Origin of the sequence: Streptomyces sp. NPDC088706 (genome assembly GCF_044752765.1) — a bacterium.
In the GTDB taxonomy this organism is placed as follows: Bacteria; Actinomycetota; Actinomycetes; order Streptomycetales; family Streptomycetaceae; genus Streptomyces.
The window spans coordinates 268188-280517 of the sequence record NZ_JBIVLW010000001.1; the positions used below are offsets into that span (position 1 = coordinate 268188).

9 protein-coding genes are annotated in these 12330 nt (G+C 70.3%); 5 read left to right on the forward strand and 4 right to left on the reverse strand.

Going from position 1 to position 12330, the window contains the following annotated elements:
- Nucleotides 1-64: 64 nt before the first annotated feature.
- Nucleotides 65-1330 (reverse strand): NYN domain-containing protein, encoded by a 1266-nt coding sequence (locus ACIQAK_RS01265; protein WP_366388364.1) that lies wholly within the window; start codon nucleotides 1328-1330, stop codon nucleotides 65-67.
- Between the two features lie 293 nt (nucleotides 1331-1623).
- Between ACIQAK_RS01265 and ACIQAK_RS01270 the strand changes: the two genes are divergently transcribed.
- Nucleotides 1624-1803: a hypothetical protein gene (locus ACIQAK_RS01270; RefSeq protein WP_366388363.1), complete on the forward strand. Its 180-nt coding sequence runs from the start codon at nucleotides 1624-1626 to the stop codon at nucleotides 1801-1803.
- 78 nt (nucleotides 1804-1881) lie between these two features.
- Here ACIQAK_RS01270 and dnaE read toward each other — a convergent pair whose 3' ends face one another.
- A complete protein-coding gene (gene dnaE, locus ACIQAK_RS01275) occupies nucleotides 1882-5421 on the reverse strand; it encodes a DNA polymerase III subunit alpha (RefSeq protein WP_366388362.1) in 3540 nt (1179 codons plus the stop codon).
- Between the two features lie 203 nt (nucleotides 5422-5624).
- Between dnaE and ACIQAK_RS01280 the strand changes: the two genes are divergently transcribed.
- The 3 genes from ACIQAK_RS01280 to ACIQAK_RS01290 all read left to right on the forward strand — a co-directional run bounded on the left by ACIQAK_RS01280 (nucleotide 5625) and on the right by ACIQAK_RS01290 (nucleotide 8693).
- Complete coding sequence (locus tag ACIQAK_RS01280) at nucleotides 5625-6950, forward strand: DUF2252 domain-containing protein (protein ID WP_366388361.1); 1326 nt, start codon at nucleotides 5625-5627, stop codon at nucleotides 6948-6950.
- Between the two features lie 135 nt (nucleotides 6951-7085).
- A complete protein-coding gene (locus tag ACIQAK_RS01285; protein ID WP_366388360.1) occupies nucleotides 7086-7814 on the forward strand; it encodes a hypothetical protein in 729 nt (242 codons plus the stop codon).
- 63 nt (nucleotides 7815-7877) lie between these two features.
- Nucleotides 7878-8693 (forward strand): DsbA family protein, encoded by an 816-nt coding sequence (locus ACIQAK_RS01290; RefSeq protein ID WP_366388359.1) that lies wholly within the window; start codon nucleotides 7878-7880, stop codon nucleotides 8691-8693.
- A 66-nt stretch (nucleotides 8694-8759) separates the two neighbouring features.
- Here the strand turns inward: ACIQAK_RS01290 and ACIQAK_RS01295 are convergent, their stop codons facing one another.
- Nucleotides 8760-9338, reverse strand: a complete 579-nt coding sequence (locus ACIQAK_RS01295) for a dienelactone hydrolase family protein (RefSeq protein WP_366388358.1) — start codon at nucleotides 9336-9338, stop codon at nucleotides 8760-8762.
- Between the two features lie 37 nt (nucleotides 9339-9375).
- Between ACIQAK_RS01295 and ACIQAK_RS01300 the strand changes: the two genes are divergently transcribed.
- The gene (locus tag ACIQAK_RS01300) at nucleotides 9376-10527 is read left to right on the forward strand and encodes a mechanosensitive ion channel domain-containing protein (RefSeq protein WP_366388357.1); all 1152 of its coding nucleotides are present in this window, start codon (nucleotides 9376-9378) and stop codon (nucleotides 10525-10527) included.
- 136 nt (nucleotides 10528-10663) lie between these two features.
- Here the strand turns inward: ACIQAK_RS01300 and ACIQAK_RS01305 are convergent, their stop codons facing one another.
- Nucleotides 10664-12250, reverse strand: coding sequence for a Na+/H+ antiporter (locus tag ACIQAK_RS01305; protein WP_366388356.1), 1587 nt, complete (start codon nucleotides 12248-12250; stop codon nucleotides 10664-10666).
- Nucleotides 12251-12330: the final 80 nt, after the last annotated feature.

A 12330-nucleotide genomic window follows, 5' to 3' on the forward strand; every position in this document is an offset into this window, starting at 1 on the left:
GCCCCGCGTCGCGGAGCCCGGCACGATCCGCGGGAGACACCCGGCGCGGGCCGCGGGAAAGGCCCTACTCCCCGGCAGGCACGTGTTCCGCCGCCGCGCGCACGTCGATCTCGCGCCAGAACCCCGCCCGGATCGCGTAGCGGTCGTGCTCGTCGATCTGGTCGTCCTTGTGGGCGAGGAGTCCGAAGCGGGCCGCGTACCGCAGCAGTTCGCCGTCGATGCGGTGCGGGATGCGGGGGTACATGGTGGACAGCTTCTGCAGGTGGACCGTTTCCGGGAGCCGTTCCATCCAGCGCCGGGCGAAGACCTGGCCCACTTCGAAGGGATCGCCGCCGACGGTGGTGATGTCCTCCTCCCGGTCGGCCCAGCGCTGTTCGGCGCTGGTGAGCTGGGCGAGGGTCGGCAGGGAGGCGGTCTCGGCCGGTTCGCCGAGGGGGCCGGAGCGCTCGACCCAGCCCTTGTCGGAGGACCAGCGCAGGGTGGCGTTGGCCGGGGCAGCCGCCTGGGCGGCCGTCCGGTCCGGGTGGGCGGAGTGGGCGCGGAGTGCGGCGAGGTCCTTGGGGGTGGGGACGGTCTTGTGGCCGGGGGCGGGCGGGGGCTCGGAGGGGACGGTCCCGGCGGGGGCAGCGGGCCCGTTGCGGGCGGCGGCGGCCTGGGCCGCCTCGGAGGCCCGCTCGGCGGAGGCGGCGAGGGCGGCCTCCGGCAGCGGCGCGGAGAGGATGGCGGCGATCTCGGGGCGCGGGGCGGGGGGCGGCGGGCAGCTGCCACCGGTGTCCTTGGCACGGACGGCCTTGGTGATCCAGGCCCGGTCGAGCACGCGGCGTTCGTCCGCCTCGGCGACGAGGTCCTCGGACTGGTTGTAGTCGCCGTCGGCGGCCTGGACGGCCCACAGGTGGACGGCGACCCCGTGCTCCTTGGCGGACATGAGGCCGGGCAGCAGATCGCCGTCGCCGGTCACCAGGACCACATCGGAACAGGCCCGGTTCCTGGCCAGTTCGGTGAGCTCGGCGTGCATGGCGGCGTCCACGCCCTTCTGGGCCCAGCGTCCGTCGCTGCGGGTCAGGGCTCCCAGCCGTACGGTCACCCGGGGCATCACGCGGAGTCTGCGGTGCTCGGGCTGGGGTACCCGGTCGGGGGCGCCGTCGAACCAGTAGATCCGCAGCAGCGGCTGCTGCGTGTCGGCCTCGGCCCTCTCACGCAGGCCCTGGATGAGGGCCGCGTGGTCGACGGTGATCCGGGAACGGGCGGGCTCTCCGGCCAGCAGACTCGCGGCTGCGCCCAGCAAGTAGCCGGCGTCCACCAGGACGACGCAACGGTCCACGCGTTCCACCCTCTTCCAGGAATTCGGGAACGGTTCAGCGGCACCCGCCCCTCGATGACCGGGTCCGCTTACCCAGGGTTTCCTTCGAGTCTGCCCGACCGCGCAAGGGTTGACGGCCGGAACTCGATCATCGGCGTGGCGAATCGGGGGCGGGCCGGAGAAGGCCCGGGGCAGGCGGCGGGAACGGCCCTCACTGCGGATACCGCTACGTACGGTAATGATCCAACATGCACTGTTTGCGGCGCTATGTGAGTCTGACAGCGGTCCTGGCCCCCCAGGATTCCCCACAGGAGGCATTCACCATGGCCAAGAACAAGAACCGCAAGCAGGGCAGCCAGCACGATCGCGCGTCCGCCTCGGAGCGTGGTGCGGAGCAGGCCAAGTCGACGGCTTTCGAGTCGCAGACCCAGCCGCAGTCGCAGGCCCAGGGCAGCCCGTCCGACGTGGCGCGCAAGCACCAGCGGCGCTTCGGTCACAACTGACGCGTCGGCCGCTCGCGGTCATGCACGAGAGGGGCGTCCCGCACCGGCGGGACGCCCCTCTCGTCGTGTCTCCTGAACTCAGCCGGCCAGGCAGGACGGGCCGAGCAGCACCTTCAGGTCCCCGAAGAGGGCCGGGTCGGGCTTGACCCGGTGCCGGTCGAGGCGCAGGACCGTGGTGGTGCGGGGGCCCTGGAGCCTGATGCGTACCTCGGTGTCGCCCCGGTGGTGGCTGAGCACCTCGCCGAGCCGGGTGACCATGGGCGGGGTGATCTTCACGGTGGGGATGGTGAGGACGACCGGTGCGTTGGTCCCGGCGTTGGAGATGTCGGGGACCTGCATCTCCATGGCGACCAGCCGGGGCACGTCCTCGCGCTTGTCGAGCCGTCCCTTGACGAAGACGACGGTGTCCTCGACGAGCTGGGTGGAGACCAGCTGGTAGGTGGCGGGGAAGAACATGCACTCGATGGAGCCCGCCAGGTCCTCCACGGTGGCGATGGCCCAGGCGTTGCCCTGCTTGGTCATCTTGCGCTGGAGGCCGGAGATGATGCCGCCGACGGTGACGATGGCGCCGTCCCCGTAGTCCCCGCCCATGAGCTGGGAGATCGAGGAGTCGGCCTTGTCGGACAGCACGTGCTCCAGGCCGAACAGCGGGTGGTCGGAGACGTACAGGCCGAGCATCTCCCGCTCCTGGGCGAGCAGGTAGGCCTTCTCCCACTCGACGTCGGAGAACTCCACGTCGAGCCCGAAACCCGGCTCGCTGCTCTCCTCCTCGCCCATGCCGCCGAAGAGGTCGAACTGCCCCTCGGCCTCCTTGCGCTTGACCTGGACCACGTTGTCGATCATCGGTTCGTGGTGGGCGACGAGGCCCTTGCGGGTGTGGCCCATCTCGTCGAAGGCGCCGGCCTTGATCAGTGATTCGACGGTGCGCTTGTTGCAGACGACCGCCTCGACCTTGTCGAGGAAGTCGGGGAAGGTGCTGTACTTCCCCTTGGCCTTGCGGGAGCGGATGATCGAGTCCACGACGTTCTGGCCGACGTTGCGGATGGCGGTCAGGCCGAAGAGGATCACGTCGTCGCCCTGGGCGGCGAAGTTGGACAGCGACTCGTTGACGTTGGGCGGCAGCACCTTGATGCCCATGCGGCGGCACTCGTTGAGGTAGACCGCGGACTTGTCCTTGTCGTCCTTGACCGAGGTCAGCAGGGCGGCCATGTACTCGGCGGGGTAGTTCGCCTTCAGGTAGGCGGTCCAGTAGGTGACCAGGCCGTACGCCGAGGAATGCGCCTTGTTGAACGCGTACCCGGCGAACGGCACCAGGACGTCCCACAGCGCCTTGATCGCCGCGTCGGAGAACCCCTTCTCCTTGGCGCCCTTCTCGAAGAGGACGAAGTTCTTCGCCAGCTCCTCGGGCTTCTTCTTGCCCATCACGCGGCGCAGGATGTCGGCCTCGCCGAGCGAGTAGCCTGCGACGATCTGGGCGGCCTTCTGGACCTGCTCCTGGTAGACGATCAGACCGTAGGTGAGGCCGAGGACCTCCTTGAGGGGCTCCTCCAGCTCCGGGTGGATCGGGGTGATCTCCTGGCGGCCGTTCTTGCGCTCCGCGTAGTTCGTGTGCGAGTTCATGCCCATCGGGCCCGGCCGGTAGAGGGCCGAGACGGCGGAGATGTCCTCGAAGTTGTCGGGCTGCATCTGGCGCAGCAGGGAGCGCATCGGCCCGCCGTCGAACTGGAAGACGCCGAGCGTGTCACCGCGGCAGAGCAGTTCGTAGGTCTTGGGGTCGTCCAGCGGCAGGGCGAGCATCTCCAGGTCGATGCCCTTGTTGGACTTCACCATCTTGATGGCGTCGTCCATGATCGTCAGGTTGCGCAGGCCGAGGAAGTCCATCTTCAGCAGGCCGAGCGACTCGCACTGCGGGTAGTCCCACTGCGTGATGGTGACGCCGTCGGTGTGCCGGACCCAGACCGGTGCGTGGTCGACGATCGGCTCGCTGGACATGATGACGCCGGCGGCGTGCACGCCCATCTGCCGCACCAGGCCCTCGACGCCCTTGGCGGTGTCGATGACCTTCTTGACGTCCGGCTCGCTCTCGTACATCCCCCGGATCTCGCCCGCCTCGCTGTAGCGCGGGTGCTTGGGGTCGGTGATGCCGTTGAGGTCGATGCCCTTGCCGAGGACGTCGGCGGGCATCGCCTTGGTGAGGCGGTCGCCCATGGCGTACGGGTAGCCCAGCACCCGGGCCGAGTCCTTGATGGCGTTCTTCGCCTTGATCTTGCCGTAGGTGCCGATCATGGCGACCTTGTCGGCGCCGTACTTCTCGGTCACGTACCGGATCACCTCGACGCGCCGGCGCTCGTCGAAGTCGATGTCGACATCGGGCATGGAGACGCGCTCGGGGTTGAGGAACCGCTCGAAGATCAGCCCGTGCTCGATCGGGTCGAGGTCGGTGATGCCCATCGCGTACGACACGATCGAGCCGGCCGCCGAACCACGTCCCGGTCCCACCGCGATGCCGTTGTTCTTGGCCCACATGATGAAGTCGGCGACGACCAGGAAGTACCCCGGGAACCCCATCTGGATGATGATGTCCATCTCGTACTCGACCTGCTTCTGCCGGTCCTCGGGCACCCCGCCCGGGAAGCGGCGCCGCATGCCGGTCCGGACCTCCTCCTGGAACCAGGTGATCTCGGTGAAGCCGTCCGGGATCTCGAACTTCGGCATGAGGTTCTTCGCCTCGAACATGCCGGTGGTGTCGATCTGCTGGGCGACCAGCAGGGTGTTGGCGCACCCCTGCTGCCAGGCGTCGGAGGAGTCGACGGCGTACATCTCGTCCGTCGTCTTCAGGTAGTAGCCGGTGCCGTCGAAGCGGAAGCGGTCCGGGTCGGAGAGGTTCTTGCCGGTCTGGATGCAGAGCAGGGCGTCGTGGGCGGTGGCCTCGTGCGCGTACGTGTAGTGGGAGTCGTTCGTCACCAGCGGCGGGATGTCGAGCTTCCGGCCGATCTCCAGGAGCCCGTCACGGACCCGGCGCTCGATCTCGATGCCGTGGTCCATCAGCTCCAGGAAGTACTTGTCCGCGCCGAAGATGTCCTTGTAGTCGGAGGCCGCCTGGACCGCCTCGTCGAACTGGCCGAGCCGCAGCCGGGTCTGCACCTCGCCGGAGGGGCAGCCGGTGGACGCGATGAGGCCCTCGGACCACTGGGAGATGGTCTCCTTGTCCATCCGGGGCCACTTCTGGAGCCAGCCCTCGGCGTACGCGTCGGAGGAGAGCCGGAAGAGGTTGTGCAGCCCCGTCCTGTTCGACGCCCAGATCGTCTTGTGGGTGTAACCACCGGATCCGGACACGTCGTCGCGCTTCTGGTGCGGCTGTCCCCACTGCACCTTGCGCTTGTGTTTGCGCGACTCGGGGGCGACGTACGCCTCGATGCCGATGATCGGCGTGACTCCGGCCTTGGTCGCCGAGTGGAAGAAGTCGTAGGCCCCGTGCAGGTTGCCGTGGTCGGTCATCGCGATGTGCGACATGCCCATCTCGTTGCAGGCCTCGAACATGTCCTTGAGCCGCGCCGCACCGTCCAGCAGCGAGTACTGGGTGTGAACGTGCAGGTGCGTGAAGGGCGGCTTGGTCACGGCGTCGGGCCTCCGGGAAGTCGGGCGATGACGGACGGGGGGACAGCGTGGAAGTCTACGACGTGACGGAGTCGGACGACGGGCACTCCCGGCTTCCGCCGAGCGTTGGACAGGGCGGAACGGGTGTCCGTTTTGTCATGCACTCAGTCATGCGGACCACCGGTCCGGCCAGGCACGCCCACGACAGCAGGAGGCAGCAAGAAATGTCGGAACCGCAGACCGGCGCAGCGCAGCGCGGGGAGCAGATTCTCGCCGTTTTCGACACCGCCTTCGGGAAGCTGCTGGCCGCCGATCCGGCCGCCTTCCGGGTCAAGTTCCGCAAGATGGCCGGCTCGGCCTTCGCCTTCTACCGGGGCACGGCCGGCCTGTTCTACACCGACCTGGAGCGCGAGCAGCGCGGCGGCCCGTATCTCGACGAGCGCACCGGCCGGGTCTGGATCCACGGCGACCTGCACGCGGAGAACTTCGGCACCTACATGGACGCCAACGGCCGCCTCGTCTTCAACGTCAACGACTTCGACGAGGCGTACGTGGGCCCCTTCACCTGGGACCTGAAGCGGTTCGCCGCCTCCGTGGCGCTGATCGGGTACGCCAAGGCGCTGTCCGACGAGCAGATCACCGACCTGGTCCGGATCTTCGCCGCCGCCTACCGGGAGCGGATCCACGCGCTGGCGACGGGCGCGAAGAACGACGAGGTGCCGCCCTTCACGCTGGACACCGCGGACGGCCCGCTGCTGTCCGCGCTGCGCACCGCCCGCTCGCTGACCCGCTTCTCGCTGCTGGACTCGATGACGGTGATCCAGGACTTCGAGCGCCGGTTCGCCGACGGCGGCGGCGCGATCGACCTGGACGCCGCCACGCGGTACAAGGTGCTCGCCGCGTTCGACGGCTATCTGGAGACGCTGCCGGAGTCGAGCCTGACCCGCCCCGACTCCTACCGGGTCAAGGACGTGGTGGGCCGCCGGGGCATCGGCATCGGCTCCGCCGGACTGCCCTCGTACAACATCCTCCTGGAGGGCAACAGCGACGCCCTGGAGAACGATGTGGTGATCTACCTCAAGCAGGCGCAGACCCCGGCGGTCTCCCGGCACATCACGGACGCCGCCGTGCGGGACTACTTCCAGCACGAGGGCCACCGTACGGTGATCTCGCAGCGCGCCCTCCAGGCGCACGCGGACCCGTGGCTGGGCTGGACCGAGCTGGACGGCGCGGGCCAGCTGGTCGCCGAAGTCTCGCCGTACGCGGTCGACCTGGACTGGTCCGAGATCGACGAGGTGGACGAGATCGCGGCGGTCGTCGCCGACCTGGGCCGGGCCACGGCCACCATGCACGCGGCGGCGGACGACGAGAGCGGCCACTCGCTGGTGCCGTTCTCCACGGAGCGGGCGATCGACGCGGCCATCGCGGCCGACGAGGAGGGCTTCGGCGAGCTGCTGGTCGACTTCGCCCACAGCTACGGCGCCCGGGCCCGGGCGGACCACCAGATCTTCGTGGACCTCTTCCGCAACGGCAAGATCCCGGGCCTGTAGGGCCGCCCGCCCGGACCGTGCGTAACGGCGCCGTGACTCCCGTGGCCGTGGCTTCCGTGGCCGCGGCTGCCGGCGCTGTGAATCTCACCCTCTTTTAAGGCCCTCCTACCTCGGCACATGACACACTTTCCGGCGATGGACATCTCAGGTACGCAGCTCAGGGTGGCGCGCGCGGCGCTTTTCGCCGCGCTCGCCGTCACCCTGTCCACCGCGTCCCATGTGCTGCTCTCCGGGGTGCCACTGCCGCTGACCGCGGTCGCGCTCCTCGCCGCGGCCGTCTTCGCCCTGGCGTACGCGCTGGCCGGCCGGGAGCGCGGCTTCGGCGCCATCGCGGGGCTGCTCGTGCCGCTGGAGCTGGCCGCCGACACGCTCTTCACCACCGGCCAGCACCTCTGCTACGGGGCGGCCGGCGGGCCCATCGCCGGCCCGCTGCGCTCGATCGGCTTCGACGTGCTCTGCGGTGGCGGCGAGGTCGGCGCGACCGGTGCGCGGCTGGCGGGCGTCGGCACGGTGGGCACCCCGCTCGCCGGGGTGACCGGTGCGGGCGAGCGCGCGGCGGCCTTGCTGGCGCAGCCCGGACCCGCCGTGCCGTGGCTGCTGCTCGCCGCCCATGTGGCCGTCGGGCTGCTCGCCGCCCTCTGGCTGCGGCGCGGGGAGGCGGCGCTGGCGGGGCTGGTGCGCGCGGCGGCCCTGGTGGCGTTCAGGCCGCTGCTCACCGCGGTCGCCGCGGTGCGCGGGAGCGTCCGGTCGGCCCCCCGCCTCCCCCGGCCCGCCGGGGGCGCGCACCCGCTCGCCGCGGCCCGCTTCCCCGTGCACTCCGTGGGACGGAGGGGGCCGCCGCTCACCGCGTACGCCGCTGCCTGAGGGCAGCACGGCCGACGCCGGGCAGCACCCCTTCCACTCCCCACGCATCCACGGAGAACGATCATGAGCAAGCGCAACACCCAGCAGAACAAGGCAGCGGCCCGTGAGCGGCTGCGCGCCGAGCGCGAGGTCCAGGCCAAGAAGGACAGGACCCGCAAGCAGCTCGTCGTCGCCGTCTCGGTCGTCGCGGCCCTCGCCGTCGTCGGCGGTATCAGCTACGGCGTGATGCAGCTGAACAAGCCGGACGCCTGGGAAGCCGCCGCCGACGCGAAGAACGTCAGCGCGCCGAAGAACACCTCGGGTACCGACGGCACCACCGTGGTGATCGGCAAGTCCGACGCCGAGAAGACCCTGGTGCTGTACGAGGACTCCCGCTGCCCGGTCTGCGCCACGTTCGAGCAGGGCGTCGGCGAGACCGTCGCCAAGGACGTCGAGTCCGGCAAGTACAAGGTCAAGTACGTCGGTGCGACCTTCATCGACAACACCGACAACGGTGAGGGTTCCAAGAACGCCCTCAGCGCGCTCGGCGCCGCGCTGGACGTGAGCCCCGAGGCGTTCATGGACTACAAGGCCGCGCTGTACTCCGCGAAGTTCCACCCGCAGGAGAGCGAGGACAAGTTCGCCAAGGACAGCTACCTCATCGAGGTCGCCGACTCGGTGGACGCCCTGAAGGGCAACAAGGCCTTCCAGAAGGACGTCGAGGACGGTACGTACGACGCCTGGGCGATGAAGATGTCCAAGACGTTCGACAAGAGCGGGGTGCAGGGCACGCCGACGCTGAAGATGGACGGCGAGAAGATCACGAGCGAGGGCAGCGACAACGCCCCGATGACGGCGGCCGAGTTCACGGCGGCGGTGGACAAGGCGCTGAAGGCGTAACGCCCGCACGGCAGCGAGAACCGGGCGGTCCGCCACGGAGGACCGCCCGGTGCGCTTGAAGGCCCCCTACAGCGTGGCCAGGAAGCCGAGCGCGACCTTCCAGGTCTGCTCGGCGGCGGCCTGGTCGTAGTCGTGGCGATCGGGGTCGGTGAACAGGTGGCCGGCCCCGGGGTAGCGGTAGATCTCCACGTCCGCGCCGGTCCGCTGCATCTGGAGGTACCAGCTGTTCAGCCAGTCGTGGGACTCGAAGGGGTCCGGGTCCGCGACGTGCAGCTGGACGGGGAGCTCCTCCACCGTGGCATTCTCGGCGATGTCCGACGTGCCGTGGAACAGCAGCAGCCCGCGCGCCTTCGCGTCGCCCAGGGCCAGGGTCTGCGCGGTCGCCGCCCCGAGGGAGAAGCCGGCGTAGACCAGCCCATGGTCGGAGTAGGGGGCCGCGGCCAGCACGGCGCGCTTCAGCAGCTCCTCCTTGCCGACCTCCTCCTTGAAGGCCATGCCCTCCTCCACCGTGTCAAAGGTGTGCCCCTCGAAAAGATCGGGCACGCGCACCTCGTGGCCGGCGTCCCTCAGACGCGCGGCCGCGGCGTGCACTGCGGGCGTCAGCCCGTAGGTCGAGTGGAAAAGCATGATGTCCATGAGGCCCATGGTGCCAGTTGTGCCTGAATGCTTGGAGGACTAGGCGATGGAGAACGTGCTGCGCCCGCTGATCGTCTTCGGCGGTTCCGTGGTGATCACCCTGCTGGTCGGCTGGCTGGTCGACCGGCTGCTGCGCGGGGCCGACACCCGCCACCACGAGACCCCGCTGTGGGGTCTGCTGCGGCGCTGCCGGCCACCGCTGCAAGTGGTGATCATCATCGCGTTGCTGCGCGGAAGCTACCGCCAGTCGGGCATCGCCTGGGTGTGGGAGCACCGGGTCGGGATAGGCCAGGCCCTCAGCCTGGTGCTGATCGGCGCCTCGGCGTGGCTGGTGGTCCGGGCCGCCGTGACGGTCGTCGAGTCCAGCTACGCGCGGTACGCGACGGCCACCCGCGATCCGGCCCGGGTACGCCGGGTCCGCACGCAGGTGACGCTGATCCAGCGGGTCGTCATCGCGGTGGTGACGGTGGTCGCCATCGCGGCGATGCTGCTGACGTTCCCGGCGATGCGCGGGGTCGGCACCTCGATGCTGGCCTCGGCGGGTGTGCTCGGCATCGTCGCCGGTGTGGCCGCCCAGTCGACCCTCGGCAACCTCTTCGCCGGGCTCCAGATCGCCTTCGGCGACATGGTCCGGCTCGGCGACACCGTGGTGGTGGACGGCGAGTGGGGCACCATCGAGGAGATCACGCTGACGTTCCTGGCGGTCCGGACCTGGGACGAGCGGCGGATCACGATGCCGGTCTCGTACTTCACCAGCAAGCCGTTCGAGAACTGGTCGCGCGGCGGGGTCCAGATGACCGGCACGGTCTTCTTCCACCTCGACCACGCGGCGCCGGTGGCCGCGATGCGCGAGAAGCTGCGGGACATCCTCGGTGACGTCGCCGCCTGGGACGGCCGGGACTGGTCGCTCGCCGTCACCGACACGACCCCGACCACCATCCAGGTGCGGGCCGTGGTCACGGCGAAGGACGCGGACGACATCTGGACGGTGCGCTGCGCGGTACGTGAGCAGCTGATCGGCTGGCTGCGCGACCACCACCCCTACGCGCTGCCGCGGGTCGCCACCTCACCCGCCGCGCTGCCGCCGGGTGAGCAGTGGGCGGAGCTGACGGGGGCGGAGGCCCTGATCGGCCACAACGGTTCCGGCTCCTCCTTCGACCTGGACGGCTCGAAGGCGCCCCGCACCGGCCGCGGCTGAGGTCCCGTACGCCCCGCGTCACGGAGCGGCCGCTTCCCGTACGCCGGGTGCGGCCGCTCCGTGACGCCTGCGCCCGGGGGCCCGGCCGCTCCGTGACGCCTGCGCCCGGGGTGGCCGCACCTGACGCCCCGGGGGATCAGCGCAGGGAGCGGACGTCCAGGTAGCGCAGCACCCGGTCGACGACCTCGGGGTCGGAGCCGGCCTCGTTGCGGGCGGAGAGCACCTCGTGCCGGGCGGCCGACATCATCTCGCGCTGGACACGGCTGACCGCCTTGAACCGTTCGGCCCGCTTCGCGTAGGCCTCGCGCCGCTCCTCGTCGACCATGTCCGGGTTGATCCGGGCGCCGATGTCGTACGCGGCCTTCTGGAGCCGCTCCACGACCTCGTCCGGGAACTCCTCGACCTCCTGGATCTCCTTGAGCCGGTGCTTGGCGGCCAGGGCGGCGCGCAGGGCGAGCTGCCGCTCCAGGGCCTCCTCGGCGTCGCCGTCGGCCCGTACGCGGAGTTTGCGGACCAGCCAGGGCAGGGTGAGCCCCTGGAAGACGAGGGTGACCATGATCACGGAGAAGGCGATGAAGATGATCTCCTCGCGGCCGGGGAAGGGCTGCCCGTCATCCGTCTCCAACGGGATCGCCAGCGCCAGCGCGACGGAGGCCACCCCGCGCATCCCGGCCCACCACATGACCACGGTCTCCCGCCAGCTGGTCGGGATCTCCTCGCTGACGTCCCCGCGGTTGTGCAGCCGCTTGGCGAGCCAGGTGGCGGGCAGCAGCCATGCCAGCCGTACGCCGACGACGACCACGACGATGGCCAGCCCCCAGCCGAGCATCCGGAACTCGCGTCCGCCGGCGGTGCCGAACACATTGTGCAGTTCCAGGCCGATCAGCCCGAAGGCCACCCCGGTGACCAGGGTGTCGACGATCTCCCAGAAGGTACGTCCGGTGAGCCGGCCCAGCACGTCGTCGGCGTCGGCGGTGTGCTCGGCGAGGAAGAGCGCGACGGTCAGGACCGCGAGCACGCCGGAGCCCTTCAGCTCCTCCGCGAGGACGTAGGCGACGAAGGGCACGAGCAGGCTCAGGCCGACCTGGAGGGTGGCATCACCCAGCAGCCCCATGAGCTTGATGGTGAGCCAGCCGAGGGCGAGGCCGACGACGACCGCGACCACGGCGGAGAGGATGAGCAGCCCGAAGGCCTCGGGCAGCGAGAAGGTGCCGCTCACCGCCGCGGCGATGGCCACGTGGTAGAGCACGATGGCGGTGACGTCGTTGAACAGCCCCTCGCCTTCCAGGATCGACACGAGCCGGCGCGGCAGTCCGACCGAGCCCGCCACGGCGGTCGCCGCGACCGGGTCGGGCGGGGCGACGAGCGCGCCGAGGGCGACGGCGGCGGCGATCGGCAGGCCGGGCACGATCGAGTTGGCGACGGCGGCGACGGCGGCCGTGGTGACGAAGACCAGGGCGACGGCCAGCAGGAAGATCGGGCGCTTGTTGGCGGCGAACTGCCGCCAGGAGGTGCGCTGCACGGAGGCGTAGAGCAGCGGCGGCAGCAGGGCCGGGAGGATGATCTCGGGCGGGATGTCGACGTTCGGCACGAAGGGCGCGAACGCCATGGCCACCCCGGCCAGCGTCATCAGAACCGGTGCCGGCAGCCCCAGGCGGGCGCCGAGCGGCACCGTGACCACGGCTCCGAGCAGCAGCAGGAGCAGCAGGGCCATCTGATCCACGGGGGCGCCTTCCGGAGCGTACGGTTCCGGGCCGCTCACCGGGCCGACGCACCGGTCACGGCTCTGCCGCGTCCGTCAGG

Bases quoted from the DNA above. Each gene is read 5' to 3' on its own strand.
- ACIQAK_RS01285 (WP_366388360.1), top strand. From the start codon at position 7,086: ATGGACATCTCAGGTACGCAGCTCAGGGTGGCGCGCGCGGCGCTTTTC.
- ACIQAK_RS01290 (WP_366388359.1), top strand. From the start codon at position 7,878: ATGAGCAAGCGCAACACCCAGCAGAACAAGGCAGCGGCCCGTGAGCGG.
- ACIQAK_RS01295 (WP_366388358.1), bottom strand. From the start codon at position 9,338: ATGGGCCTCATGGACATCATGCTTTTCCACTCGACCTACGGGCTGACG.
- ACIQAK_RS01280 (WP_366388361.1), top strand. From the start codon at position 5,625: ATGTCGGAACCGCAGACCGGCGCAGCGCAGCGCGGGGAGCAGATTCTC.
- ACIQAK_RS01300 (WP_366388357.1), top strand. From the start codon at position 9,376: ATGGAGAACGTGCTGCGCCCGCTGATCGTCTTCGGCGGTTCCGTGGTG.
- ACIQAK_RS01270 (WP_366388363.1), top strand. From the start codon at position 1,624: ATGGCCAAGAACAAGAACCGCAAGCAGGGCAGCCAGCACGATCGCGCG.